22 protein-coding genes are annotated in these 26,570 nt (G+C 70.7%); 14 read left to right on the top strand and 8 right to left on the bottom strand.

Features of this window, described 5'->3' with window-relative positions; translation table 11 throughout:
* The first annotated feature begins 4 nt into the window (after positions 1 to 4).
* The 5 genes from allB to ASD84_RS18565 are packed head-to-tail and all read left to right on the top strand — an operon-like array spanning position 5 to position 5,160.
* Positions 5 to 1,354: an allantoinase AllB gene (gene allB, locus ASD84_RS18585; protein ID WP_056713559.1), complete on the top strand. Its 1,350-nt coding sequence runs from the start codon at positions 5 to 7 to the stop codon at positions 1,352 to 1,354.
* The gene (locus tag ASD84_RS18580; protein WP_056713557.1) at positions 1,347 to 2,591 is read left to right on the top strand and encodes a pyridoxal-phosphate-dependent aminotransferase family protein; all 1,245 of its coding nucleotides are present in this window, start codon (positions 1,347 to 1,349) and stop codon (positions 2,589 to 2,591) included. Before allB ends, ASD84_RS18580 begins: the two co-directional genes overlap by 8 nt.
* Positions 2,588 to 3,826: an allantoate amidohydrolase gene (locus ASD84_RS18575; protein WP_056713555.1), complete on the top strand. Its 1,239-nt coding sequence runs from the start codon at positions 2,588 to 2,590 to the stop codon at positions 3,824 to 3,826. Before ASD84_RS18580 ends, ASD84_RS18575 begins: the two co-directional genes overlap by 4 nt.
* Entirely contained in the window at positions 3,816 to 4,655 is an 840-nt protein-coding gene (locus ASD84_RS18570) for a MurR/RpiR family transcriptional regulator (RefSeq protein WP_235531174.1), read from the top strand. Before ASD84_RS18575 ends, ASD84_RS18570 begins: the two co-directional genes overlap by 11 nt.
* Positions 4,656 to 4,665: 10 nt before the next feature.
* A complete protein-coding gene (locus ASD84_RS18565) occupies positions 4,666 to 5,160 on the top strand; it encodes a nucleoside deaminase (RefSeq protein WP_056713553.1) in 495 nt (164 codons plus the stop codon).
* Here ASD84_RS18565 and xdhC read toward each other — a convergent pair.
* The 3 genes from xdhC to ASD84_RS18550 are packed head-to-tail and all read right to left on the bottom strand — an operon-like array spanning position 5,113 to position 9,612.
* Positions 5,113 to 5,949, bottom strand: a complete 837-nt coding sequence (gene xdhC / locus ASD84_RS18560) for a xanthine dehydrogenase accessory protein XdhC (RefSeq protein WP_056713551.1) — start codon at positions 5,947 to 5,949, stop codon at positions 5,113 to 5,115. The two genes, ASD84_RS18565 and xdhC, sit on opposite strands and share 48 nt — an antisense overlap.
* Before the next feature lies 1 nt (position 5,950).
* Positions 5,951 to 8,203 (bottom strand): xanthine dehydrogenase molybdopterin binding subunit, encoded by a 2,253-nt coding sequence (xdhB, locus tag ASD84_RS18555; RefSeq protein ID WP_056713549.1) that lies wholly within the window; start codon positions 8,201 to 8,203, stop codon positions 5,951 to 5,953.
* A complete protein-coding gene (locus tag ASD84_RS18550; RefSeq protein ID WP_056713547.1) occupies positions 8,200 to 9,612 on the bottom strand; it encodes a xanthine dehydrogenase small subunit in 1,413 nt (470 codons plus the stop codon). Before ASD84_RS18550 ends, xdhB begins: the two co-directional genes overlap by 4 nt.
* Before the next feature lie 179 nt (positions 9,613 to 9,791).
* Between ASD84_RS18550 and ASD84_RS18545 the strand changes: the two genes are divergently transcribed.
* The 4 genes from ASD84_RS18545 to ASD84_RS18530 are packed head-to-tail and all read left to right on the top strand — an operon-like array spanning position 9,792 to position 13,311.
* Positions 9,792 to 10,895, top strand: coding sequence for an ABC transporter substrate-binding protein (locus ASD84_RS18545; RefSeq protein ID WP_056713546.1), 1,104 nt, complete (start codon positions 9,792 to 9,794; stop codon positions 10,893 to 10,895).
* A gap of 2 nt (positions 10,896 to 10,897) precedes the next feature.
* The gene (locus tag ASD84_RS18540; RefSeq protein WP_056713544.1) at positions 10,898 to 11,683 is read left to right on the top strand and encodes an ABC transporter ATP-binding protein; all 786 of its coding nucleotides are present in this window, start codon (positions 10,898 to 10,900) and stop codon (positions 11,681 to 11,683) included.
* An 18-nt stretch (positions 11,684 to 11,701) separates the two neighbouring features.
* Positions 11,702 to 12,502, top strand: a complete 801-nt coding sequence (locus tag ASD84_RS18535) for an ABC transporter permease (RefSeq protein ID WP_200954634.1) — start codon at positions 11,702 to 11,704, stop codon at positions 12,500 to 12,502.
* A complete protein-coding gene (locus ASD84_RS18530) occupies positions 12,499 to 13,311 on the top strand; it encodes an ABC transporter permease (protein ID WP_056713541.1) in 813 nt (270 codons plus the stop codon). Before ASD84_RS18535 ends, ASD84_RS18530 begins: the two co-directional genes overlap by 4 nt.
* A 26-nt stretch (positions 13,312 to 13,337) precedes the next feature.
* Here ASD84_RS18530 and ASD84_RS18525 read toward each other — a convergent pair whose 3' ends face one another.
* Together ASD84_RS18525 and ASD84_RS18520 are read right to left on the bottom strand one after the other, a co-directional pair.
* Positions 13,338 to 15,152 carry a CocE/NonD family hydrolase gene (locus tag ASD84_RS18525; protein WP_200954633.1) on the bottom strand — a complete coding sequence of 605 codons (1,815 nt, stop codon included), beginning with the start codon at positions 15,150 to 15,152 and terminating at the stop codon, positions 13,338 to 13,340.
* Between the two features lie 67 nt (positions 15,153 to 15,219).
* Positions 15,220 to 15,864 (bottom strand): LysE family translocator, encoded by a 645-nt coding sequence (locus ASD84_RS18520; RefSeq protein ID WP_056713539.1) that lies wholly within the window; start codon positions 15,862 to 15,864, stop codon positions 15,220 to 15,222.
* Positions 15,865 to 15,967: 103 nt separating this feature from the next.
* Here ASD84_RS18520 and ASD84_RS24855 point away from each other — a divergent pair, with 103 nt between their 5' ends.
* From ASD84_RS24855 to ASD84_RS18500, 4 genes are read left to right on the top strand one after another with little or no spacing between them, the layout of a single operon-like run.
* Entirely contained in the window at positions 15,968 to 16,288 is a 321-nt protein-coding gene (locus ASD84_RS24855) for a hypothetical protein (RefSeq protein ID WP_156392096.1), read from the top strand.
* 30 nt (positions 16,289 to 16,318) lie between these two features.
* Positions 16,319 to 16,771: an SRPBCC family protein gene (locus ASD84_RS18510; RefSeq protein ID WP_056713535.1), complete on the top strand. Its 453-nt coding sequence runs from the start codon at positions 16,319 to 16,321 to the stop codon at positions 16,769 to 16,771.
* Between the two features lie 55 nt (positions 16,772 to 16,826).
* Positions 16,827 to 17,426 (top strand): Maf family protein, encoded by a 600-nt coding sequence (locus ASD84_RS18505; RefSeq protein ID WP_056714888.1) that lies wholly within the window; start codon positions 16,827 to 16,829, stop codon positions 17,424 to 17,426.
* Complete coding sequence (locus ASD84_RS18500) at positions 17,402 to 18,733, top strand: hypothetical protein (RefSeq protein WP_156392094.1); 1,332 nt, start codon at positions 17,402 to 17,404, stop codon at positions 18,731 to 18,733. Before ASD84_RS18505 ends, ASD84_RS18500 begins: the two co-directional genes overlap by 25 nt.
* Before the next feature lie 2 nt (positions 18,734 to 18,735).
* Here ASD84_RS18500 and ASD84_RS18495 read toward each other — a convergent pair whose 3' ends face one another.
* Entirely contained in the window at positions 18,736 to 19,941 is a 1,206-nt protein-coding gene (locus ASD84_RS18495) for an acyl-CoA dehydrogenase family protein (protein ID WP_056713531.1), read from the bottom strand.
* Positions 19,942 to 20,125: 184 nt separating this feature from the next.
* On the opposite strand from ASD84_RS18495, the gene ASD84_RS18490 reads away from it, so the two are divergent.
* Entirely contained in the window at positions 20,126 to 21,895 is a 1,770-nt protein-coding gene (locus ASD84_RS18490) for a biotin carboxylase N-terminal domain-containing protein (protein WP_200954650.1), read from the top strand.
* 64 nt (positions 21,896 to 21,959) lie between these two features.
* Here ASD84_RS18490 and ASD84_RS18485 read toward each other — a convergent pair whose 3' ends face one another.
* Both ASD84_RS18485 and ASD84_RS18480 read right to left on the bottom strand, forming a co-directional pair.
* Positions 21,960 to 22,259, bottom strand: coding sequence for a DUF1905 domain-containing protein (locus ASD84_RS18485; RefSeq protein WP_056713527.1), 300 nt, complete (start codon positions 22,257 to 22,259; stop codon positions 21,960 to 21,962).
* A gap of 58 nt (positions 22,260 to 22,317) precedes the next feature.
* A complete protein-coding gene (locus ASD84_RS18480; RefSeq protein WP_156392092.1) occupies positions 22,318 to 26,469 on the bottom strand; it encodes a choice-of-anchor D domain-containing protein in 4,152 nt (1,383 codons plus the stop codon).
* Positions 26,470 to 26,570: the final 101 nt, after the last annotated feature.

The following is a 26,570-nucleotide window of genomic DNA, read 5'->3' as shown; positions in this document are numbered from 1 at the left end:
CCGCATGCCGGTGACGTACGACGCCGTCCGTGGCCGGCAGGTGCTGGTCGGTGATGGGTTCGCGCCCGCCACCGTGCTGATCCGCGACGACGTCGTCACCGCCCTCGCGTCGTACGACGCCCCGGTCGCCGGCGACGTGCTGGAGCTCCCCGACACGGCGCACCTGCTCCCCGGCGTCGTCGACACGCACGTGCACGTCAACGAGCCCGGCCGCACCGCGTGGGAAGGCTTTGCGACAGCGACCCGGGCGGCTGCACTCGGCGGGGTGACCACGCTGATCGACATGCCGCTGAACTCGATCCCCTCGACGACCACGGTCGACGCGCTCGCTGCGAAACAGGCCGCAGCCGCCGGACAGCTCGCCGTCGACGTCGGCTTCTGGGGCGGCGCCGTGCCCGACAGCCTCGGCTCGCTGGAACGCCTGTGGGACAAGGGCGTCTTCGGCTTCAAGTGCTTCCTCGCGCCGTCCGGGGTCGACGAGTTCCCGCACCTCGACCCTCCCCAGCTCCAACGTGCCCTCACCGAGATCGCCGCGTTCGACGGGTTGCTCATCGTGCACGCGGAGGACGCCGCCGTACTCGAGGCAGCGCCGCACCCGCCCAGCCGTGCCTACTCCGACTTCCTGCTGAGCCGGCCAGCCGAGGCCGAGGTGGCGGCGATCCGGCACCTGCTCGACGGCGCACGCGAGACCGGGTGCCGGGTGCACGTCCTGCACCTCTCCAGCGCGCGCTCGCTCGACGTCCTCGCCGATGCCCGCGCCGAGGGCCTGCGCGTCACGGTCGAGACCTGCCCGCACTACCTCTGCTTCTCGGCCGAGCAGATTCCTGACGGCGCAGCGGAGTTCAAGTGCTGCCCGCCGATCCGCGACGAGGGCAATCGCGACGAGCTCTGGCAGGCCCTGCAGTCCGGCGTCATCGACACGATCGTGAGCGACCACTCCCCCTCGACCGCCGACCTCAAGTGCGCCGGCAACGGGGACCTCCAGCAGGCCTGGGGCGGGATCTCCGGCCTCCAGGTCGGCTTCGCCGCGGTCGCCCAGGAGGCCGGCGCCCGCGGGATCGGGCTGGAGCAGGTCAGTCGCTGGATGGCCCGCAACACCGCCGACCTGGTCGGCCTCACCGACCGCGGCCGGATCGAGGTCGGAGCGGTCGCCGACCTGGTCGTCCACGACAGCGTGGGGTGGGAGGTCGACGTCGCCGACCTCGCGCACCGCAACCCGATCTCCGCCTACGCCGGACAGAAGTACGACGCCAGGGTGACGCACACGCTGATCCGGGGCCGTGTGATCGGCCGGGACGACACGCTCGGACAGATGCTGGCCCGGACCCAACTGCAGAGGACTGGTCATGAGTGAGCCGATGGAGGAGATCGCTCCCCCGCCACGGTTGTTGATGGGCCCCGGCCCGATCGGCGTGGACCCTCGGGTGCTGCGGGCGATGGCCGCGCCGCTGGTGGGCCAGTTCGACCCGTTCATGACGGCCACGATGAACGAGGTGATGGGGCTCTACCGCGAGGTCTTCGACACCGACAACGAGCAGACCTTCCTCATCGACGGCACCTCGCGCGCCGGCATCGAGGCCGCGCTGGTGTCGCTGATCGAGCCCGGCGATCGCGTGCTGGTGCCGGTGTTCGGGCGGTTCGGTCACCTGCTCACCGAGATCGCGCAGCGCTGCGGTGCGGACGTGCACACCATCGAGGTGCCGTGGGGCGAGGTGTTCACGCCGGAAGCAGTGGAAGCGGCCGTCGAGCGCCTCCGTCCCAAGCTGGTGGCCATCGTCCAGGGCGACACGTCGACCACCATGTGCCAGCCACTGGCGGACATTGGTCGGATCTGTCGAGACCACGATGCCCTCCTGTACGTCGACGCGACGGCCTCGATCGGCGGAAACACCTTCGAGGCCGATGCGTGGAACATCGACATTGCCACCGCGGGCCTGCAGAAATGTCTCGGAGGCCCGCCGGGATCCGCACCCATCACGATCTCGCCAAGGGCGGTCGATCTGATCGCCGGCCGCGGGCGCGTCGAAGCCGGCATTCGCGATGTGAACGACGATGAGGACGAGGGCTTCAGGACCGGCACCCGCATCGCCAGCAACTACTTCGACCTCGCCATGGTCATGGACTACTGGGGCCCGCGCCGCCTCAACCACCACACCGAGGCCACCTCGATGTTGTACGCCGCCCGCGAGTGCGCGCGCCTGCTGCATGCGGAAGGCGTCGACCATGCCGTCGCGCGGCACGCCCTGCACGGCACGGCGATGCTCGAGGGCGTGCTGGGCCTGGGCCTCGCGGTCTTCGGCGACGTCGCCCACAAGATGCACAACGTCGTCGCCGTCGAGATCCCCGACAAGCTCGGTCCGGCCGGTGGTGACGCGGTCCGGGCCAGCCTGCTGGACGACTTCGGGATCGAGATCGGTACGTCCTTCGGGCCGCTGCACGGCAAGGTCTGGCGGATCGGGACGATGGGATTCAACGCCCGCAAGGACGCGGTGCTGACGACCCTTGCTGCCCTGGAGCACGCGCTGCGGGCAGCCGGGGTCGCCGTACCTGCGGGTGGTGGGGTCACCGCGGCCCAGGCGGTCTACGCATGACGACCGCCGAGGTCGCCCTCGCCCGCTGCTCGGAGCTCGACGCCCTGTCCGCCTCCGAGACCTGGCTCGAACGCACCCACCTCACGCCCCAGCATCGCGCGGCCAACGCCCTCGCCGGGCGCTGGATGCGGGACGCCGGGCTCCACGTCTGGCAGGACGCCGCCGGCAACATCTGCGGCCGGCGCGAGGGCCGCGCGCCCGGCCTCCCCGCCCTGCTCCTCGGCTCCCACCTCGACACCGTCCCCGACGCCGGCAGCTTCGACGGGATGCTCGGCGTCGTGATGGCGATCGCGGTCGCCGAACGGCTGCGCGACACCGACCTGCCGTTCGCCCTCGAGGTGATCGGCTTCAGCGACGAGGAGGGCGCCCGGTTCGGGAAGGCACTGCTCGGCAGCCAGGCCGTTGCCGGCACCTGGGACGAGGACTGGTGGGACCTCCGCGACCGCGACGGCATCACGCTGCACCAGGCGTTCCTGGAGTTCGGCCTCGACCCGCGGCAGGTCGGCGACGCGGCCCGGCGGCCCGAAGAGCTCGTCGGGTACCTCGAAGCGCACATCGAGCAGGGCCCCTACCTGGAGGCGGCCGACGCCTCGCTCGGGTACGTCACGACCATCGCGGGCGCCCGGCGGTTCCGGCTCACCGTGACCGGGGAGGCGCGGCACGCCGGCGGGACGCCGTACGAACGGAGAAGGGACGCGCTGGTCGGCGCCAGCGAGATGATCGTCGCGGTGGAGCGGCTGGCCCGGGCCGCCGGGACGATCGCGACCGTCGGGCGGATCGAGGTGCTGCCCGGAGCCGTGAACGTGATCCCCGGTCGCGCCGACCTCAGCCTCGACCTGCGTGCCGCCACCGACGAGGAGCGCGACGCGTCCTGGGCAGAGCTGGAAGCCGAGCTCGAACGGATCTGTACCGCGCGCGACCTCCGCCTCGACGTCGTCCTGAACCACGAGGCACCGGCCGCGCCGTGCGCCGGCTGGCTCAAGGACGCCGTGATCGCGGGCATCCGCAGCACGGGAGACCCGAACCCGATGGGCCTGTGGAGCCGCGCCGGGCACGACGCCATGGCCATCGCGGCGATCACCGACATCGGGATGCTCTTCATCCGTTGCCACGACGGGATCAGCCACCACCCCGACGAGGGTGTTCGCGAGGTCGACGTCGCACACGGGATCGACGCGTTCGAACAGGCCGTGCTCGAGGTGGCCGCGCGCTGGGCGGTCGATCGTGTCGGCTGACGGGAAGGGCCAGCGGATCGCCCAACGGATCGATCAGCGGATCGCCGAACGCCACGATGACCTGAGCCCCCAGGAGCGCCGCGCGGCCGGAGCGCTGCTCGAGCACCTCGACGACCTCGCGACCTACCGCGCCGCCGAGCTGGCCGAGCTGGCCGGTGTGTCGCGGGCGACGATGAGCCGGCTGTTCCGGAGCCTGGGCTTCGCGGACTTCGACGAGGTGCGCGAGCACCTCCGCGGGCTGCGCGCGACCGGGGAGCCGCGCCGGATCGACGGTGCGCCCGACCCCGAGACCCTGGCCGCAGCAGAACAGGCCGCGATCCTGCGCGCGGTCGGACATCCCCGCCTGCCCGAGGTCGCCGGCCTGCTCGCACTCGCCGAGCGGGTCCTCGTGGTCGGCTGGCGCAACAGCTACCCCGTCGCCCTGCACCTGCGCGAACAGCTGGCCCAGGCCCGTGACGACGTCCGGATCGCGCCCGTCCCCGGCCAGACGACCGGCGAGGAGCTGGTCGGGCTCGGCTCGGCAGACGTGGTCGTCGTTGTCGGCTTCCGACGCAGGCCACAGCACTTCGCGGCCTTCCTCAGCGCCGCGCACGCGACCGGCGCGACCGTCGTGCTCCTCGGCGACCCGACGGCGGTGGCGCACGCCTCGCACGCAAGCATCTGGCTCGAGTGCCCGCTGCAGCACACCCTTGCGTTCGACAGCTACGCCGCACCGATGGCGCTGGTCAGCGTGTTGGCGGACTCGGTGCTCGCTGCGTGTCGGCGTACCGGCAGCACCCGGGTGCGCCGGATCAGCGAGACTTACGAACAACTCGGCGAAGTGGAATGAGAGGCGATCGGTGACCGGCGACCAGGACGACGACCCGAACCGTGACGCAGCATGGCTGGCTCGGGCGGTCGAGCTCGCGATCGCCAACGTGGACGACGGCGGCGGGCCCTTCGGCGCCGTCATCGTCCAGGACGGCAGACTGATCGCCACCGGACAGAACCGGGTCACCCGCGACCTCGATCCCACTGCCCATGCCGAGGTGATGGCCATCCGCGCCGCGTGTACGGCGATCGGCTCGTTCAGCCTCGCCGGCTGCTCGCTCTACACCTCGTGCGAGCCGTGCCCGCTCTGCCTGTCCGCGTCGTTGTGGGCGCGGCTGGACCGTGTCGTCTACGCCGCCGACCGGGAGGACGCAGCCCGGGGCGGGTTCGACGACCGCGAGTTCTACGAGCTCTTCGAGCGACCGCGGTCCGAGTGGGTGATGGACATCGACACCGTGCGGCTGCCGAACGCGGCCTCACCCTTCGACGCGTGGCTCGCTCACGAGAAGCGCACCGCGTACTGACAGGAGCTCCACCGCGACGCCCAGCGCGATGACAGCCGGCTCCTTGCCGTGGATGCCCGTGACAGCAGGATCCCCGATCGGCGTGCGGATCCGGGCGATCTCCTCGGGCGGATGACCCAGGTCCGCCAGCTTCGCCCGGAACCGGGTCCACTTGGCCGACGAGCCGATCAAGCCGATCGACCCGGGCACGTCCGAGCGCAGCAGCGCGTCGAGCAACGCGAGGTCCTCGGCGTGGTCGTGGGTCAACACCAGGGCGTGCGTCCCACGCGGCAGCTCGGAGATCACCAGCTCCGGGAGGACGGACACGCGGTGCACGTGGACGTCGGCGGGGCCGGTCAGCAGCGGCGCGATCCTCGCCTCCTCGAGCTGGTCGGCGCGTGAGTCGACCAGGTGCAGCTCGAGGTCGTGACGGCCGAGCAGCAGCGCCAGCTCGAAGCCGACGTGCCCCATCCCGAAGATCGCGTACGACGGCAGCACGCCGACCGGCTCCAGCAGCAGGGTGACCTCACCGCCGCAACACTGCACGCCGTGCTCGACCGGCGCCTTGTCGGAGAGGTCGTGGCGCTCGGTCAGCGGCGTCGTGGTGCCGTCGGCCAGCAGGCCCCGCGCCCGTCGTACGGCGGCCTCCTCGAGGTTGCCCCCGCCCACACTCCCCCAGGTCTGGGTCGCAGTGACCACGAGCTTGGCGCCGGCCTCCCGCGGGGCGTGACCGCGGACCTCGGCGACGGTGACCAGGACGCACGGCGTCCGCGCGTCGCGGAGGTGCTGGAGCGCGCGGAGCCAGTCCATGTCACACCTGCGCCTTCCCTGCTCGGGTCTTCGCGGCCTGGATCGCCCAGTAGACGGCTTCCGGTGTGGCGGGCGATGCGAGCTCCACGGCCGCACCGTCGGGCCCGAACGCCGCGACCGCCTCCCGCAACGCCTCGCGCACCGCGAAGGCCAGCATCAACGGCGGCTCACCGACCGCCTTGGACCCGTAGACCGCGCCGTCGTCCGCCGCGTGCTCCAGCAGCTCGACCCGGAGGTCGGTCGGCATCTCCGACAGGCTCGGCAGCTTGTACGTCGACGCGGACTGGGTCGCGAGCCGACCGCGCGACGGGCCGTCGGAGGTGTCCCAGCGCAGGTCCTCCAGGGTCAGCCAGCCGACCCCCTGGACGAAACCGCCCTCGATCTGTCCCAGGTCGACCAGCGGCGAGAGGCTGTCGCCGACGTCGTGGACGATGTCGACCCGGGTCACCCGGTAGGCGCCCGTGAAGCCGTCGACCTCCACCTCGGCCGCGGCGACGCCGTAGGCGAAGTACTTGAACGGGTTGCCGCGCATGGTCGAGGCGTCCCAGCTGAGACCGGGGGTCCGGTAGAAGCCGGCCGCCCAGAGCTGGACGCGGTCCAGGAAGGCGTGGCGCACCAGGTCCTCCCAGGCGATGTCCGGGCCGAGGCGTTCCCGTACCGGCGCGAGTCGCGCCAGGATCTGTTCGCACGCGTCCTTCACGGCCGCGCCGTTGAGATCTGCACCCGAGCTGGCTGCCGTGGCGGAGGTGTTCGGCACCTTGTCGGTCCGCGTCGGCGCGAGCCGCACCCGGTCCAGCGGCAGGTCCAGGGCGGTCGCCGCGACCTGCAGCATCTTCGTGTGCAGCCCCTGTCCCATCTCCGTGCCGCCGTGGTTGATCAGCACCGACCCGTCCTTGTAGACGTGCACGAGTGCGCCACCCTGGTTGAACGAGGTGAAGTTGAAGGAGATGCCGAACTTCACCGGCGTGATCGCCAGACCCCGCTTGGCATGGGGGTCCTGGTCGTTGTGACGCGCAATTTCATCGCGACGTTTCGCGAAGTCGCTGGTGTCGAGGACCTGCTGCCACGCGCGGTCGAGACGCGCCGCGTGCCGCACCGGTTGCCCGTACGGCGTCGGCTGGTCGTCGACGTAGAAGTTCCGCCGCCGCAGGTCGTCGGCAGCGATCCCCAACAAGGGCGCGCAGCGCCCGAGGATGTCCTCGATCACGAGCATCCCCTGCGGGCCGCCGAAGCCGCGGAACGCGGTCTGCGACGTCTTGTGGGTGCGCGCAATGCGCCCGTCCACCAGCAGGTGAGGGATCCAGTAGGCGTTGTCGATGTGGCACAGCGCGCGGGAGAGCACCGGCTCGGACAGGTCGAGGCTCCAGCCGCCGTCGGAGGTCAGCGTCGCCTCGAGTGCCTGCAGGCAGCCGTCGTCTCCGAAGCCGACCTTCCACGCCGCGTGGAAGCCGTGCCGTTTTCCGGTCATCGTCATGTCCTGCTGACGGGTCAACCGCACCCGGACCAGGCGTCCGGTGAGCCGGGCGCCGAGCGCCGCAATGGCCGCGAAGCCGTGCGGCTGCATCTCCTTGCCGCCGAAGCCGCCGCCCATCCGCAGGCACTGCACGGTCACCTGGTGGCTGGAGAGACCGAGCACGTGGGCCACGATCTCCTGCGTCTCGGTGGGGTGCTGGGTGCTGCACTGCACGAACACCTGGCCGTCGTCGTCGATGCTCGCCAGGGAGGCGTGGGTCTCGAGGTAGAAGTGCTCCTGCCCGGCGAACTCGATCTCGCCCTCGAAGACGTGGCTGCTCGCGGCAAGTCCAGCGCTGACGTCGCCGCGTTCCAGGCGTGGTCGCGCACCCTGGAAGCTCTCCTGCGCGATGGCGTCGGTGAGCTCGATGATCGACGGCAGCGGCTCGTAGTCGACCTCGACCGCCAACGCCCCCAGGCGCGCACTCTCGAGGTCCTCGCCGAGCACCCACGCGACGGCGTGGCCGTGGAACATCACCTCGTCAGGGAACAGGGGCTCGTCGTGCTTGGTGCCGGCGTCGTTGACGCCCGGCACGTCGGCGGCCGTCAGCACCCGCACCACCCCGGGCACCTGGTGGGCCGGCGTGACATCGAGGCGGGTGATCCGGGCATGCGCGTGGGGCGCCTGGACGGGGTGCGCATGCAGCAGTCCGGGCGTGCGGGCGGCGACGTCGTCGGTGTAGAGCGCGCGCCCCGTGACGTGCAGCGCCGCGGCCTCGTGCGGGAGCGACCGGCCGATCATGCGCCCTCCCGGTGGTCGAGGCGCGAGCGAGCTTCGAAACCCAGGAGCGACTCGCGCAGCATCGCCCTGCGGTACGACGCACTCGCGCGGTGGTCGTCGAGCGGGGTGCCCTCACCGGACAGCACCTCGGCGGCGGCCTGCACCGTGGCGGCCGACCACGGCTGACCGACCAGCGCAGCCTCGGCAGCAGCGGCCCGGATCGGCGTGGCCGCCACGCCTCCCAGACCGATCGCCGCTCGCCCCACCACGCCGTCAGACACCTCGATCGCGAACGCGACGGCCACCGAGGAGATGTCGTCGAACCGCCGCTTGGCGATCTTGTGGAACGCCGACATCGGAGCGAGCGGCTGCGGGATCCGGACCCGGCCGATCAGCTCACCGGGTTGAAGCACGGTCTCCCGGTAGCCAGTGAAGTAGTCGGCCAGTGGCACGACCCGTTCCCCCGCGCGGGAGACCAGCACGACGTCCGCGGACAGCGCCAGCAACGCCGGCGGGAGGTCACCGATGGGCGAGCCCGTGCCGAGGTTGCCGCCGATGGTCGCCCCGTTGCGGATCAGCCGGGACGCGAACTGCGGGAACACCTCGTCCAGCAGCGGGACCCGGCCCGCGAGCTGCCGCTCGATCTCCGACAGCGACAGCGCCGCGCCGATCTCCACGAAGTCCGCACCCACCTCCAGCGAACGCAGCTCGTCCAGCTGGTCGATCGCGACCAGGAGCGCCGGCCGGGCACCCCGCAGGTTGGCCTCGACGCCGAGGTCGGTCGACCCCGCAACCGCAACCGCTCCCGGTCCGTCGAGCGCAGCGAGCGCTTCGTCGAGGGAGCCCGGGCGGACCCACCCCGTCAGGCGGACCGGTCGCGTGAGCGGCGCTGCGGCCGTCGTACGACGTCGAAGGGGGTCGTCCGCGGACGGTGCTCCGAGCGCAGCGGCTGCGTCCATGATCGGCCGGTAGCCCGTGCAACGGCAGAGATTGCCCGAGAGCGCGTGGTGGTCGAACTCCGCACGCCCCGGCCGGTAGAACTCGGCGGCCATGCTGCACACGAAGCCCGGCGTGCAGTAGCCGCACTGCGAGCCGCCCCGGCCGGCGAGCTCGGCCTGCACGGGGTGCAGGGCCTCGGGCGTGCCCAGGCCTTCGGCGGTCACGACCTCCTGGCCGACCAGCGCTGCGGCCGGGACCAGACAGGCGTTGATGGCCGTCCACTCGGTCGGCGCGTCCAGGCCGGGCCGGGCGACCAGGACCGCGCAGGCGCCGCACTCACCCTCGGCGCAACCCTCCTTCGCCCCGGTCAGCCCGATGCCGCGCAGCCAGTCGAGCGCGTTGACCGCGGGACCGGCAGCAGCCAGCGACCGGACGGTCCCGTTGACGGTGACGGGAGCCTGCGGCAGATTGGCGGCCGGGTCGGTGCTCATCACCCCCACCGTAGGCCCGCTCCCGGTGCCTTCGGGTCCACTTGTCGACGAGACGGAACGAATTAACCCTGCCGAAACGCGGGGCGACAGCACTGAAACGCTGTGCTCATAGCGTCACTCACCAGCAACGGCCGTTGCATCTCGGACCGGTCCCGATGTCAGCTCACGCAGGAGAACACATGACCCACCCGTCCCCTCGCCCGTCCGCACGCAGGCGCCTCCGGATCATGGCGGCCACGATGGTGGCCACCGTCGGCATGCTGGGCCTCGCGGCCTGTGGCAGCGACGACGCCGACGAAGGCAGCGGCCACGGCGAGATCAGCGTGCAGTACTCCTGGATCAAGAACGAGGAGTTCGCCGGCGAGTTCTACGCCTACGACAAGGGCTACTACGAGGACGCCGGCTTCAGCACCGTCAACGGCATCTCCGGTCCGGACACCGGCGTCGCGAAGCTGCTCAGCGGCACCGTGCAGGTCGCCCTCAGCGACGCCGCCTCGATCGGCGCCGCGATCGCCAACGAGGACGCCCCGCTGAAGATCATCGGCGCGACGTTCCAGAAGAACCCCTTCACGATCCTGTCCCTCAAGGGCGGCGCCGACATCAAGACGCCCGCCGACCTCAAGGGCAAGAAGATCGGCGTCCAGGACTCCAACGCGAGCGTCTTCGAGGCGATCCTCAACGCCAACGGCATCTCGAAGGACGAGGTCGAGGTCGTCCCCGTCGACTTCGACCCGACGCCGCTGATGGAGGGCAAGGTCGACGGCTTCATGGCCTACCTCACCAACGAGGCGATCACCGTCGAGCTCGCCGGCCACGAGGTCACCAACCTGCCGTACGCCGACAACGGCGTGCCGTACGTCGCGGAGACGTTCAGCGTCACCGACCAGTACCTCGCCGAGAACAAGGAGCTCCTCAAGGACTTCCTGATCGCCGAGATCAAGGGCTGGACCGACGTCTTCAAGAGCTCGACCGACGACACCGTGGGCGTGATCACCGAGTTCTACAACAAGGCGGCCTCCGACAACGCCGAGGGCCTCGAGGCGGTGTTCGGCGCGCTGGACCCGAAGAAGACGGGCCTCGGACTGGACGCGCAGAAGCTGCTGATCTCGACGCCGGACACCGAGGCGAACGGGCTGTTCACGATCACCGACGAGCTCAAGGCGCAGACCGTCGAGTCGCTCGCCGCGGCCGGCTGGAAGGTCAGCGTCGAGGACCTCTTCGACACGACCATCATCGACGAGATCTACGAGGAGAACCCGGACCTCAAGGGATACCTGCCCTGATCATGAGCACCGGACTGCAGGTCACCGGACTGGCCAAGACGTTCAAGGTCGGGCGGGGCCGCAGCATCACGGCACTGGAAGGGACCGACCTCCACACGGAGGTCGGCTCCTTCCTGGCCCTGCTCGGCCCGTCGGGCTGCGGGAAGTCGACGATCCTGCGGATCCTCGCCGACCTGGAGCAGCCGAGTGCCGGGACGGCGCTGGTGGACGGCAAGACCCCTGCCGAGCTCCGTCGGGGCAGCGAGCTGGGCATCGCCTTCCAGGACCATGCGCTGCTGCCGTGGCGCAGCGTCACCAAGAACATCCGGCTGCCGTACGAGGTCGCCGGACGCCCGGTCGACACCGACTACATCGAGGAGCTGATCGACCTCGTCGGGTTGCGTGGCTTCGAGAAGAGCCTGCCGGCCCAGCTGTCGGGCGGCATGCGCCAACGGGTGTCGATCGCGCGCGCCCTGGCGCTCAAGCCGTCGGTCCTGCTCCTCGACGAGCCGTTCGGTGCGCTCGACGACATGACCCGGCAGAACCTCAACCTCGAGCTGCTGCGGATCTGGACCGAGAAGCCGGCCACGACGTTGCTGGTCACCCACGGCATCTCGGAGGCGATCTTCCTGTCCGACCAGGTCGCTGTGATGTCGCCGCGGCCGGGCCGGATCAAGGCGATCATCGACGTCGACCTGCCGCGGCCGCGCACGCCCGAGATGATGCGGACACCCGAGTTCCACGCGCTCGTCGACCAGGCCTCGGAGATCCTGTTCGGTGCCGACGGGCGCGCGGACGCCGAGTCATGAGCGCATCATGAGGTGGCCGTGAACAGGATCCCCGGCTGGCTGGCGACCGTCCTCGGCTGCGTCGGCCTGGTCGCCGCCTGGTGGCTGTTCTCCGCGCTCGCGTTCCGCCCGGACGCCGGCACCACCTACGACCCCGTCCCGTCCCCCCTGGCGGTCGGACGGCAGATCCTCGACGACGGCTTCTCGGCCTACTGGGACTTCTTCTCGGTCACGATCCACGAGGCCGCCATCGGGTTCGCCTGGGGCAACGGGCTCGCCCTGCTGCTGGCAGCGACCGTCCTGCTGGTCCCCCGGATCGAGGCCGTCGTGGTCCAGATCGCCGTGGTGACCTACTGCCTGCCGATCGTGGCGGTCGGCGGCATCGCCATCGTCGCGCTCGGCGGCGCGAACGCTCCGGGCGACCCGTCGAAGACGGCGATCTTCCTGGCCGCCCTGTCGGTCTTCTTCACCACCGTGGTCGGGGCGCTGCTCGGCTTCAAGGCGGCCGACAAGGCCAGCCTCGACGTCGTACGCGTCTTCGGCGGCGGACGCCTGCGCCAGCTCCTCAAGGTCCGCCTCCTCTCGGCCCTGCCGGCCATCCTCAACGCCCTCCAAGTGGCCGTACCGACGTCCCTGCTCGGCGCTGTCCTCGGTGAGTACCTCGGCGCCACCGACCGCAGCGTCGGCATCACCCTCATCCGCCTCCAGGGCTCGCTCGACTCGGTGCGCGTCTGGGCCGTCTTCCTGCTGTGCGCGCTCGTCGCCCTGGTCGGGTACGCCGCATTCGGGCTGGTCGCCCGCCTGATCACGCCCTGGGTCGCCGGACGGAGCACCGGATGAGCCGCGCGATCGGCCGGTCGCTGGTCAACGCCCTCGCCACCCTGCTCATCGTGCTCGCCCTGTGGCAGGCAGTGGTCAGCTTCGCCGGCGTCTCGCCGTACGTCGCCAAGGGGCCGCTCGACGTCTTCCGGTTCCTGTTCGTGGACGAGGCGGGCGCTGCCCCCGGGCGCCTGGCCGCGGACCACCGCGCCTCCATGCAGCCCCTGATGATCCAGACCCTCCAGGACTCCGCGCTCGGGTTCGTCGTGGGCCTGTCGATCGCGATCGTGCTGGCCGTCGGCTTCTCACTGTCGAAGGTCGTCGAGGCCAGCGTGATGCCGCTCGCGCTGCTGCTGCGGAGCGTCCCGCTCGTGTCGATCTCGCCGGTCATCATCCTGATCACCGGCCGGGGCTCGACGGCCTCGGTGGCCACCATCGGCAGCATCGTCGTGCTGTTCCCCGCGCTGGCGTCCGCGCTGTTCGGTCTCAGCCGGGCCAGCCGCGAGAGCCTCGACCTCGTCCACGTGTACGGCGGCGGGAACCTCACCGCGCTGCGCAAGGTCTCGATCCCCGGAGCCCTGCCGTCGCTGTTCGCGGCGGCCCGGGTCTCCGTGCCCGGGGCCGTCACCGGCGCCTTGCTCGCCGAGTGGCTCTCGACCGGCCAGGGCATCGGCGGCTCGATCCAGAAGTTCAACGCGGCCGCGAAGTTCGACGACCTCTGGGCGTCCGTCGCGATCATCACCGCGATCACGCTCGTGCTCTACAACCTGGTCCAGCTCCTGGAGAACGTCGTCCTCGCCCGGATGGGGATGAGCCAGCAGCAGAGCTGAGGGCCGCGCGAACGACGACGGGACGACTACGGGACGACGGGAAGGCTCAGCGTCTGGGCCGAGCCCGAGGAGATGGTGACGGGCGCCGCCACCAGGCCTCCGCGGTAGTTGATCGACCCGCCCGCGACGACCAGGCGGACCTGGTGACCGGCCGCGAACTGGTGCACGATCGCCGGCAGGGTCACTGTGAACGGCTGGTTCACGTCCGGCACCCGCACCGGCGCCTCGAGGCCGTTGATCATCGTCGCGGTGCCGTCAGGAGCCACGTCGACCACCTTGACGAAGAGGACCAGCTGGCCCGCCGCACCCAGGACCTGGGTCAGCGCGGCCGTCGGCGCGCCGACCTTGAGGGTGGCCTTCGGCGAGCCCGCGACGCGCAGCGGCGCCGTCAGCGTGGGCGAGGACCAGGCGGCGTACGTCCCGGGGAGATCGGTCACGGCCGAGCTGATCGGGCCGAGCACGCTGCCGAAGACGTCCATCTCGTCCAGGCGCGTCGGCAGTCCGGCCGCCGTGGTCAGGAACGACTGGCTGCCGGCGACCGACGGCGTCGTCCCCGACACCAGGGCGTTGGCGCCCGACAGGCGCCAGGTGCGGGCGGTCCCGACGGGGAAGGCCGACGACGTGCCGTAGGCGGGCGCCGCGTTGCCCGTGTAGGGGATCCAGTTGCGGAAGTACGCGAACTCCGGACCGGTGCTCACCGAACGACCCTTGAGGTACCGCTCGAACCAGCCGAGCACGCGGCCGGACGTGTAGCCCTGGGCCGGGTCCGTCCAGTTGACCTCGCCCGGGGCGCTGTCACCCGAGTGCCCGCCCTGCTGCCAGATCATCTTGGCCTCGGTCCCCTGCGCCTGCAGCGCGCGATAGGTGGCCACGGCCTCGTTGAGGTTGAAGAGGGTGTCCCGCTCCCCCTGCACGAGCAGGGTCGGGACCTTCACCTTCGCGACGTACGACGCCACCGACGCGTGCCGCAACGAGGCGATGTCGCCGGGCTGCAGGTAGCCCGTGGTGCCGGCCAGCACCAGTGCCGGGCAGACGAAGTCGGCGAAGTTGGGGCACGGCAGCAGGTCCGGCGGGACCTGCTGGTTCTGGAGGTCACCGGCCACCCCGGTGACGGAGAACCCGAGCGCCCACATCAGCTTGGCTGCACCGGGCACCGACGTCGAGACACCACTGGTCTGGGCGGTGTTGTTCGGGTCGAGGCTGTAGCTCAGGTCGTTCCACGTGATGAACGGGACGATGGCGTCGACCCGCGCGTCGATCGAGGCCACCGCGAACTGGAACCCGCCGCCGTACGACCCGCCGAAGGTGCCGACGCGGGGGTCGTTGCTGCGGGCGACACCGGCGTGGTCACGGGCGTCCTTGGTCACGACGTTCAGCACCGGAGCGGCCTGGGTGTGCGCGGCGTCGAGGTAGGCGATGCCGCCGGTGCCTCCGAGGTAGCTGACCAGCTGGCTCGCGGCCTTGCCGTCGTAGTCCGGGTCGTCGAGCGTGATCTTGCAGCTCGACCCACCGAACCCGAGGCCGGAGTACGACAGCACGACGTACCCACGCGCGGCGAGGGACGCGGCCGCCGTCGCCTGGTCGTTCTTGGAGCCGCCGAAGCCGTTGGTCGTGAGCACCGCGGGCATCCGGTTCGTGCTGCTCGCGCCGGTGGGCACGTAGACGTCGCCGACGATGTCGCACGCCTGGTTGTTCGCAGGCCCGACGACCACCTTGAAGTGCAGGGTGCTCAGGGCGTACGGCGTCGCGGCTCCCGCTGGGTTGCCCGCGGCTCCCGTGGCGAGCGGTGCGAGCACCGCGATCAGGAGGAGAGTGGCCAGGCTTCCGACAGTGCGCTTCACGGAGGTAGAACGAGTTACCTGTGACCGCCGTTACGTCATCGGCGTCGGCGGTGTCGGGCGGTGCAGGTCAGTGGTTGTTCGTCGTGACCAGCGCGGCGCCGAGGCCGACCATCATCACGCCGCCCGCGGCGCCGAGGGTGTCGAGGCGCTCCGGCTTGCGCGCGAACCAGTCGCGGGCGCGGCTCGCTGCCAGCGCCCAGCAGGTGTCGGAGGCGACGGCCATCGCGCCGAACAGCACACCGAGCAGCACCAGCTGGGGCGCGGCCGGGGCCGAGGAGTCGATGAACTGCGGGAGGAAGGCCACGAAGAACACGATGGTCTTCGGGTTCGTCGCGCCCACCACGAACCCGGTGCGCACCGACTTGAGGTCACCGGCCGGCGCGCCCCCGACGACGCCCGCTGCCTCGAGCGCGGCCCGCGCATCGGCGCGGTGCCGGAACGCCTGGACACCGAGGTAGACCACGTACGCCGCACCCACCAGCTTGATGACCGTGAAGGCGGTGGCCGAGGCAGCCACGACCGCGCCCAGCCCGACCGCGACGAGGACGACCTGCGCCACCAGCCCGAGCGCGTTGCCGACCACCGAGAGCAGCGCGTCGCGCCGCCCGACGGTCAGCGCGCGGCCGATCGTGAACAGGAGGCTCGGTCCCGGCACCTGGATGAACAGGATCGAGGCGATCGCGAAGGCGGCGAGCTGGCTGGACGAGGGCATGGGCAAGTATCCGTCAGGACCCCGCCGCCACGCGACCTCGTTTCCGCTCGACTTCCGCTCAGGTTCCGCTCAAGCCCGCCCGGTCCCGGTCGATGGGTCCCCCATGCAGACCTGCCCGCCGTGGTGCGTCACCAGCGCCGAGGAGCACGCGAACGAGGAACCGGGCTCCCGCCTGCACGAGGGCCCGACCTTCGGCCTGATCCGGACCTGGTGGCTCGAGGGCCCGACGGGCTCCTTCTCCGCGACGGTCACCGAGTCGCCGTACGGCGAGCTCACCTCCGACGACCTCCGGCAGCTGGCCACCGACACCCTCGACGCCGCGATGTGGATGGACCGCCAGGCGAGCTCCGGCACCCTCGACCAGGACGTCTCCGTCGTCGACCTCGTACGACGGGCGCACAACCAGGCGACGCGCTCGGCCTGAGCGAGCCGGTGCTCCGCCTAGGCTGCGGCCATGCCTGATCTCGAACAGTCCGTCCGGATCAACGCCAACCCGGCGCGCGTGTGGGAGCTCGTCAGCGACGTCTGCCGGATGCCCGAGTGGAGTCCGCAGGTGACATCGACCCGGTTGCGGTCCGGCTTCGACCTCGGCCTCGGCGCCGAGTTCACCAACCGCAACCGCGAGGGCGAGCTCGAGTGGACGACGCACGCAGAGATCGTGCGCTTCGACGCTGAGCAGGAGCTGGCCTTCAAGGTCGTCGAGAACTGGGCCGTCTGGTCGTTCCGGCTCCAGCCCGACGGTGACGGCACGGTGCTCACCCAGACCAGGGACACCCCCGACGGCATCTCCGACCTGTCGAAGGAGCTCACCGACGGGTTCTTCGGTGGCCAGGAGCCGTTCCTGGAGACCCTTGACGCCGGTATGCGGCAGACGCTCGAGCGGATCAAGGCTGCCGCCGAGGCCTGACGGTCCCGTCCGCCTCGCGAGGAGCGCGAAAGGTTGCACCTCGTAGGGTGTGCCCGTGCCTGTGCTCGTGCTCGCCTCCGCATCCCCCGCACGCCTGGCGACCCTGCGGAGTGCGGGTTTCGACCCGCGGGTGATCGTCTCGGGTGTCGACGAGTCGCAGGTCGTGGGCGTTCCGCCGGCCGAGCTCGCGCTGCGCCTGGCCGAGCTGAAGTGCGGCGCCGTTGCCGGACTCACCGACCTGTCCCCCGATTCGCTCGTGCTGGGGTGCGACTCCGTGCTCGAACTGGACGGTGAGGCACTCGGCAAGCCGGACGATGCCGCCGACGCCGTCCGACGCTGGGAGGCGATGCGCGGACGTTCAGGAGTGCTGCACACCGGCCACTGCCTGCGCGACGTCGCCTCGGGACAACAGGCCGCCGCCACGGCGTCCACCACCGTGCACTTCGCGAACGTCACGGACGAGGAGATCGCGGCGTACGTCGCCACCGGCGAGCCCCTCCACGTCGCCGGCGCCTTCACGGTCGATGGACGGGGCGGTGGGTTCGTGACGCGCATCGAGGGCGACCACCACAACGTCGTGGGCGTCAGCCTCCCCCTGGTGCGCGACCTGGTCCGGGAGCTCGGGCACCGATGGACCGATCTGTGGGCGCGCTGATCCGGGCGGCTGTCCTCGCGACCTTCCTGCTGTCGACACTGTCTGCACTGTCGATCCTCGCGGCACCGTCCAGCGCCGATGACGACACCGGACCCGCCCTCGCCGGCACGCCCGTCGCCGGCTCCGCCGATCCGGCACAGGCACCGGTCGTCACGACCGGCCGCTACCTCGACCGGCTCCCGGCGACGGGCGAGCTCCACTACCGGCTCGAGCGCAGCGAGCCCGGCAGCACCTTCCACGTCGGGGCGCTGTACGTCGGCTCCGGCAACTCGATCGGCGAGGGCGTCCGCCTCAAGGTCGGTACGACGCCCGGTGACCAGGGTTGCGGAAGCGGCGGTGTGTTCCGGCCGACCCTCGGCGAGCCGGCCCCGGTGCTGTTCACCACCGTGTCGACGTGGACCGACGTGCCCGACCACGAGTGCGCGGTCGCTGACGTGCTCCACCTCTCGGTGGCGGCGCCGAACGATGCCGCCGACGCGGACCTGGCGTTCGAGATCCTCGTGTTCGAGGAGCCGCCCCTGTCGTCGTACGCCTTCGGCGTGCTGCCGCTGCCAGCGCAGCCAGCGTGGACCCCGCTGGTCCCGGCGGACCCGGCGCACGACCTCCCTCTCGGGACGACCCCGACGAATGCTCCGGTGGTGCGCGACGGAACGTTCCGCCTCGACCTGCGACCGGGGCGAACCCTGGCGCTGGCCATCCCGCTCGACTGGGACCAGTCGCTCCAGGCGCAGCTCGACGCCGTGCTCCCGAAGGACGCTCCGACCATCGACGGCATCAGCGTGCAGATCGTCGGTCCGATGCTCGGCACCAGCCAGGTGTCGTTCACCGAGGGCCGACCGAAGGACTGGACCGCCGGCCGGGGCAGCGGGCGCTTCCGCACGGGCGCGCAGTCACACGTGGTCGCCTACCCGAACCGCGATTCGTACGACGCCGGCATCAACACCGAGTCCCTCGCCGGGATCCACTACGTGCTGGTCCACTGGACCGGGACCGCGGAAGCAGGACCGGCAGCAGCCTCGGTGAGCGTGCCCGCGACCCTCACGCTGGCGAGGAGCGGCGAGGCGCTGGACGGCGTACCGGCGTACACCGAGCTCGACGGACTGATCGGCCCGCAGGCCCGCTCGCGCCTGGTCGACGGCACGCTCCAGGCGCCGGATGCGGCCCCCGCCCCCGCGCCCCGCGTCGCCGACGACGACGGACCCGCGATCGAGCTGGTGGTGGCCGGCGGCCTGGCCGTGGTCGCGGCGCTGCTCCTCCTGCTCAGGAGGGTCCACCACCACGTAAAGCGTGGCCGGCACCGCCGGTAGGGCTACTCGACCGGGAGGCCGAGCCCGCGGGCGATCAGCATCCGCTGCACCTCCGAGGTGCCCTCACCGATCTCCAGGATCTTGGCGTCGCGGTAGAACCGGGCGACCGGGTACTCCTCCATGAAGCCGTAGCCACCGAAGACCTGGGTCGCGATCCGGGTCGCGGTGACCGCGGACTCCGAGGAGTAGAGCTTGGCGACCGAGGCGGCCTGCTTGAACTCCTTCACCGAAGGACCGCCGCCACCGAGCATGGCGTCCTTCATGGCGGCAGCGCGGTAGGTCAGCAGGCGCGAGGCGTGCAGCATGACCTCGAGGTCGGCGATCTGGAACGCGACGCCCTGCTTGCGGCCGATGGGACCGCCCATGGTCTGACGGTCCAGGGAGTACTCCACGCACACGTCGACGCAGGCCTGCAGCAGGCCGACGGCGAGCGCCGCGATGGCGACCCGGCCGTCGTCGAGCGTGGCGAGGAACTGGGCGTAGCCGCGACCGCGCTCGCCGAGCAGGTTGCCCTCGGGCACCCGGCAGTCGACGAAGGTCAGCGGGTGGGTGTCGGAGATGTGCCAGCCGAGCTTGTCGTAGGCGGCCTCGGCGGTGAAGCCGGGCGTGCCGGACGGTACGACGATCGTGGAGATCTCGGGCTTGCCGGAGTCGGAGACCCCTGTGCGGGCGGTCACCGTGACCAGCGAGGTGATGGCCGAGCCGGAGTTGGTGATGAACTGCTTGCTGCCGTTGATCACCCACTCGCCCGACGCCGCGTCGGTCTCGGCCTTCGTCTTCGTCGCTCCGGCATCGGAGCCCGCACCGGGCTCGGTGAGGCCGAAGCCGGCGAGCCGCTGGCCGGCGACCAGGTCGGGCAGCCAGGCCTGCTTCTGCTCCTCGGTGCCGTAGGTCAGGATCGGGTTGATGCCCAGCCCGACACCTGCCTCGAGGGTGATGCCGATGGACTGGTCGACGCGACCAAGCTCCTCGATGGCCAGGCAGAGCGACGTGAACGGGCCGTCCTCGGCGTCGAGCCCCGCGCCGCCGTACTCCTCGGGAGAGGTGAGCCCGAACAGGCCCAGGTCCCCCATCTTCTGGACCACGTCGGTCGGGAAATGGTGTGCCTTGTCCCACTCCGCCACGTGGGGACGGATGGTGGCGTCGGCGAAGTCCCGCACGGTACGGCGGAACTCCTCGTGCTCGCGGGACAGCTCGAACTGGGTCATGGGCGACATCCTAGGCCACGAGGTTAACGTTTGTTAACCACCGGCGGCGGGCAATTGATTACTGACCGGTCACTGGTCCCGGCGCGAGCCCGAAGGTAGGACGCCCTAGAATCCGACGTTGGCGCGCGAAAGCAGCGCCACCGACCGCTCGACAGGAGTTCCCGTGTCTCAGTCCGTGCAGCCGCTGCGCAAGGTCCTCATCGCCAACCGTGGCGAGATCGCGGTCCGCGTGATCCGCGCCGCCAAGGATGCCGGTATCGGCAGTGTCGCGATCTACGCCGAGCCCGACGCCAACGCGCTGTTCGTGCGCCTGGCCGACGAGGCCTACGCCCTCGGCGGTGCGACTCCGGCCGAGTCGTACCTCTCGATCGAGAAGATCCTCGACGTCGCTGCGAAGTCCGGCGCCGACTCGGTGCACCCCGGCTACGGCTTCCTCGCCGAGAACGCACAGTTCGCCCAGGCCGTCATCGACGCCGGCCTGATCTGGATCGGCCCCTCCCCCGACGCGATCGAGGGCCTCGGCGACAAGGCCAAGGCCAAGCAGATCGCCCTCGCCGCCGGCGCACCGCTCGCCCCCGGCCTCAAGGACGCGGTCAAGGACGCTGACGAGATCGTCGGCTTCGCCAAGGAGCACGGTCTCCCGGTCGCCATCAAGGCGGTCTTCGGCGGCGGCGGCCGTGGCCTCAAGGTCGCGCGCACCCTCGAGGAGATCCCCGAGCTCTACGAATCGGCCGTGCGCGAGGCGATCTCCGCCTTCGGTCGCGGTGAGTGCTTGGTCGAGAAGTTCCTCGACAAGCCGCGCCACGTCGAGACGCAGTGCCTGGCCGACCAGTACGGCAACGTGGTCGTCGTCTCCACCCGCGACTGCTCGCTGCAGCGTCGCCACCAGAAGTTGGTCGAGGAGGCGCCCGCGCCGTTCCTGACCGACGAGCAGAACCAGCGCCTGTACGACTCCTCGAAGGCGATCCTCAAGGAAGCCAAGTACGTCGGCGCCGGCACGTGCGAGTTCCTCGTCGCGGCCGACGGCACCATCTCCTTCCTCGAGGTCAACACCCGCCTCCAGGTCGAGCACTGTGTCTCCGAAGAGGTCACCGGCATCGACCTGGTCCGCGAGATGTTCCGCATCGCCGCAGGCGAGGAGCTCGGCTACGACGACCCCGAGATCCGCGGCCACTCCATCGAGTACCGCATCAACGCCGAGGACGGCGGCAACAACTTCATGCCCGCCCCCGGCACGCTCACCGCATGGAACCCGCCGCAGGGCCCGGGCGTGCGCGTCGACGGCGGCTACGAGAAGGGCGAGACGGTCCCCGGCTCGTTCGACTCCCTCGTCGCGAAGCTGATCGTCACCGGCCAGACCCGGACCCAGGCGATCGAGCGCTCGCGCCGCGCACTGTCGGAGTTCGAGGTCGACGGCATGCCGACCGCCATCACCTTCCACGAGGTCATCACCCGCGACCCGGCCTGGGTCGGCTCCTCGAACCCCACCGGTGAAGGCTCCTTCGACGTCTACACCACGTGGATCGAGACCGACTTCGACAACCAGATCACGCCGTACGGCGGCGCGGCCGGCGAAGCCGAGGAGGTCGGCGAGAAGCAGACCGTCGTGGTCGAGGTCGGCGGCAAGCGCGTCGAGGTCGTCCTGCCCGCGGGCCTGGGTGGCATCTCCACCGGTGGCGGCGCTGCTGCGAAGAAACCGAAGCGTGCCGCTGGCAAGAAGGCCGGCGCAGCCGCGTCGGGTGACTCGGTCACCAGCCCGATGCAGGGCACCATCGTCAAGGTCGCCGTCGAGGAGGGCCAGGAGGTCGCCGAGGGCGATGTCGTGGTCGTGCTCGAGGCGATGAAGATGGAGCAGCCCCTCAAGGCCCACAAGGCCGGCACCATCACCGGCCTGACCGCCGAGGTGGGCGTCACGATCGGCAACGGCGAAGTGGTCTGCGAGATCAAGGACTGATTCCAGCGGCAAGCTCGTCGAGTAGCCCGAGCCGCCAGGCGAGGGCGTATCGAGACGCCCACCGTCAGGAGAGGCGCTCCTCGAGCGCCACCTCGACGGTGTCGCCCTGACCCTTTCCGATCTGCTTCCGCACGCCCGCGGCCACGGGCAGCATGTGCGTGCCGTCGCCGAGGGCCATGAACGACGTGGTGAACGGCACCCCGTCAACCGTGCCGCGGACCTTCACCAGGCCCTTGGTGCCGAAGTAGTCGACGGACTCCGCCCACTTGACGCACGTCCAGGCGTTCGGGCTGTCGGTGCTCCTGCAGAGCGGTTCGGTGAAGGTGATGTCGAGAGGACCCGGGCCATGCGCTTCGTTGCTCATGCCCGTATCGACCCGGCGCCCCTCAACGATTCATCGCCAGGTACCGCCGCCCAGCAGGTCAGACGACACCGCGGTTCGTGATGAGCCGTGCAGCGTGCTGCGGCACCCCTGCTTCGTTGAGCGACTCGGCCAGGAGGGTCAGGGAGGCGCAGTCCTTGCTGATCCGCTTGACCGAGATGACCACGTCCTTGTAGCCGGCCTTCGCGACGGTGCCCACCGGGTAGCCGCTCGATGAGAACGCCTGGGACGTGACGTTGACCGTTCCCAGGGCAGCCGTTGCGGTGAAGCAGGCGCTGCCGGGTCCCGAGAGCCGCAGGCGGGTCGGGCTCGCCCCCGCGGAGTCGTTGCGCAGCCGCACGGTGAACTTCGCGATCCCGTTGAGGGCGAGTGAAGGCGCGGTCACGGCCTGGACCGCGGGCAGCATCCCGATGAAGGCCTGGGTGCCTTCCTTGGCGTACAAGCCGTAGGCGTCACTTCCGGTGGCTGGAGCCTGAACGTTGGTCTCGGTGGTGAGGGTCGCCATCGGACCACTGGCCCCGAGCAGGGTGGCCATCACCACCCCGGTCGTCCGTCCGGGATCCGTCGTGGCGACCTTGAGCACGTACTGCCCGACGCCGTTGGTGGCGATGGTCGGGGTGATGTAGTTCCCGTTCGCGTCCTTGGGCAGCAACGTGGTCCCGAGGTACACCCTGGCGTTGGAAGGAGCTCCGACCTTGGTGAGGGCGATCTTGAACGAGCTCGGGTTGATGGTCGTGTTGGTGACGCGGAGGGTGTAGGTGGCATCGACCCCAGCCGCGGTGACCGGCTTGGTGACGGTGTTGCCGAACGCCGTGTAGACCGAACCGGGACCGTAGACCTGCAGCGAGGGCGTGGTGTTCGGCGGCGGCGGGACGGTCGGGTTGGAGATCAGCCGGGAGAAGTGCATCGCGGTCGTGCCGTTGAACGACGTGGCCGTGTAGGTGACCGGCCCGCAGCCGTTGAGCACCCGCTTCACGGTGACGACGACGTCCTTCTGGGTCTTGATCGCCATAGACGGCGTGACATAGCCCGAGCCGTACGCCGCGGCTGTGACGTCGACGCCCGCGACGGTGACCTTGCTGGTCCAGCAGTTCTCGGCCGTCCCGGTGAGCTTGAGCGTGATCGGGTGCGCGGTGGTGCCGTCGTTGCGCAACCGCACGGTGAACGCGGCCGACCCGTTGAGGGCCACGGTGTTCGCCGTGATCGACTGGCCGTTGACCGAGCCGCCGATGTAGGGCTGGGCGTTGGCCGTGGCGAACAGGCCGTACCCGTCGGTGCCCGTGGCCGGAGCCTTGACGTTGGTCTCGGTGATGCCGGTGTCCTGGACAGCACCGTTGGGCGCCAGCAGGCGGACCGCAACCGTGCTGATGTTCTGGCCGGGAGTCGTCGGAGTGACCTTGACCAGGTACTCGATGAACGCTCCGGGGGCGATGCTGGCGGTGAACTGGTTGCCCGTCCCGTTGGTCGGCAGGGCGACGTTCCCGGTGGTGAAGACTCCCGCGTTCGCCGGAGCCCCGGACTTGACGAGGTTGAACTCGTACGTCGAGGCGGTCGAGCCGGTGTTGGTGACCTTGACCCGATAGGTCGCGGCCACGTTCGGACCGGTCACTCCCAGGGTGACCTTCGTTCCGTTGCCGGTGGTGTAGACGGTCCCCGGTCCACGCAGGTCCATCCGGCCCGCGCCCACGCCGCTGCCGGTGAGGCTCACCTGGTGGGGGCTCCCTGCCGCGTTGTCGGCGATCCGCAACGTCGCCGTGCGGGCGCCCGTTGCTCCGGGACGGAACGAGACCGGGACGGCGCAGCTGTCCCCGGGGTCGATCGATCCCTCGCAGAGGTGAAAGCCGAGGATGAAGTCACCCGGGTTGGCTCCCACGACCGTGATGCCGGGTACCTCCAGGACACCGAGACCGGTGTTGGTGATCAGGACTTCCCGGGGGGCTCCGGTGCTGCCCACCGGTACGTCGCCGAAGGACTGGTTGGCGGGGACCGAGACGACCGGCGGCGAGCCGGACCCGATCAGGGAAACCACGTGCGGGGAACCGGGTGCGTTGTCGGTGAACTGCAGGGACGCGCTACGCGTGTCGGGCGCCGTGGGGGCGAAGGCGACCTGGACGGTGCAGGTCGCGCCGACCGCGATCGGAGCCCCGACGCAGGTCCCGCCGAGGATCGGGAAGTCGACGGGGTGTGTTCCTGCCATCGTGACCGCACTGACGGTCAGCGGCGCGTTACCGGAGTTGCGCAGGGTGACCGTCCGCGACGCCGATGTCGTCCCGGTGCCCTGGGTCCCGAAGTCCACCGACGTCGGCGTCAGGGTGGCCAGGGGGGTCAGGCCGCTCCCGGTGAGGGACACCGAGTGCGGGTTGCCGGGGGCGTTGTCGGCGAAGAAGAGGACCCCGGTGCGAGTCCCCGCGACGGTCGGGCGGAACGCGACCTGCACGACGCACGAAGCGTTCGGGGCGAGGGCCGCTCCGGTGCAGCCGTCACTCACCTTCTGGAAGTCGGCGGCGCCACTGCCGAACGTCACGCCGGAGATGGTCAGGGTCGACGAACCCACGTTGCGCATGGTCACCGGCTGTTGCGGGCTGGTCTGCCCCACGGGCATGTCCGCGAACGTCAGCGAGCTCGGCGTGAGGCTGGCGGCGGGTTGGGTCGCGGCTCCCGACAGGCTCACCTGGTGGGGCGTGCCCGGCGCATTGTCGGCAAACGACAGGAGAGCCGCTCGGGAACCGGGGGCCTGTGGCTTGAAGGCGACCTGGACGGTGCAGGACTGGCCGGTGCTGAGCACGGCATTGGTGCAGTTGTCCGACGTCTTCACGAAGTCGGCCGCGTTGGTTCCTGTGAACGTCACGCCGCTGACCGTCATCGAGACCGGCCCGGTGTTCTGCAGGGTGACGCCCTGGGCCGAGCTCTGCTGACCGACCAGGGTGGCGGGGAACGCCAACGCCGTCGGGGACAGGTTGGCGATCGGGGTGACCCCGGTGCCGGTGAGCAGGACGGTCCGCGGAGAGTTGGGGGCGTTGGAGTTGACGAACAGGGTTCCGCTCGACGTCCCCGAAGTCGTCGGGGCGAACGTGACCGTCAGGGAGCAGGAGGCCCCGGGCTGGACCACGACCCCGGTGCACCCGGTGCTGGCCTGGAAGCCGGGATTGCCGCTGAAGGTGGCCGTGGAGACGGTGAAGGGAGCGCCGCCGGGGTTGCTCACGACGACGGTCTGCGCAGCGCTGGTCGTGCCGACCCGGACGTTGCCGAAGCTCATCGTGGTCGGAGAGATGGCCATGACGGGGCTCACCTGGAAGGTGATGCGGACGTTGCGTACTTCGAGTGCCGGCGCCACGTCCGAGGTTCCGCCGGCCGGGACCAGGCTCAGTCCGCCGGCGCCGCCTCCCGGGTATGCGTAGAAGCTGCCACCGGTGGTGCTCGCGGAACAGCCGCCGCCGCCACCACCGCCACCACGCCGGCCGCCCCCGCCGCCGCCGCCCGACGATTCGCCGCCGGCGCCAGCACCGCCGGCACCGCCGCCCGTCGTCGTGCCGGCGCCGCCGGTGCCGCCGGTGCCGCCGAAGGCGCCGCAATCCGCGCCGAGACCTCCGGAGCCGTTGGTGCTCGCCGTCGCTGGTTGCCCACCCCCGCCGCCGATGAGTGAGAAATCTCCGCTACCAGCCTCCCCGGGGGCGCCTGCGGGGCCGCCGGCCCCCTCACCCGCGCCGCCACCACCGGCAGCGATCACCAGGTCGGTCTCGGAGCCCGACGGTCCGAAGCGGACCGCAGCACTTCCCCCACCGGCGCCCCCTCCGTTGCTCGAGGAACCACCGTCGGCACGTGCCCTGATCTTGAACGTGGAACCGGCCGGGATCGAGGTGATGTTCGCGGTCACCAGCGCGCCGCTTCCGCCAGGGACGGTGCCGAAGTCCCCGGAGGCTGGCGCGCCGCGTTGGCCCACGGCGCGCACCTGGGCACTGGTGGTGCCGCTCGGAATCGGCAGCGTGTACTCGGTGGACCCCTGGTCGGTGTAGCTGCAGGTGACCATGTTGTTCGCGTCCGGCGCCGAGCACTGCGGCGGCAGTGCTGCGACCGATGCAGGCGCCGGGGCGAGGGCCACGACAGCCAGCCCCAGCATGCCGATCAATGATGCTCGCGCAGTCCAGTGACCGAGGCGGGAGCGTGGGGGTACGGCGGGCGAGGTGAACGGCATGTCTGCTCCAGAGGGCAACGGCCAGAACACCCGGACTACCTGGCTGTGGAGATAGTTCCGTCAACGTAACCGCCGCCGACCAGGCCCGTGCGGCACTTGCG

Origin of the sequence: Nocardioides sp. Root682, assembly GCF_001427795.1 — a bacterium.
Classification (GTDB): domain Bacteria; phylum Actinomycetota; class Actinomycetes; order Propionibacteriales; family Nocardioidaceae; genus Nocardioides.
Note: the sequence above shows the minus strand (reverse complement) of the source record. Positions and strands in the feature narration are given on the sequence as shown.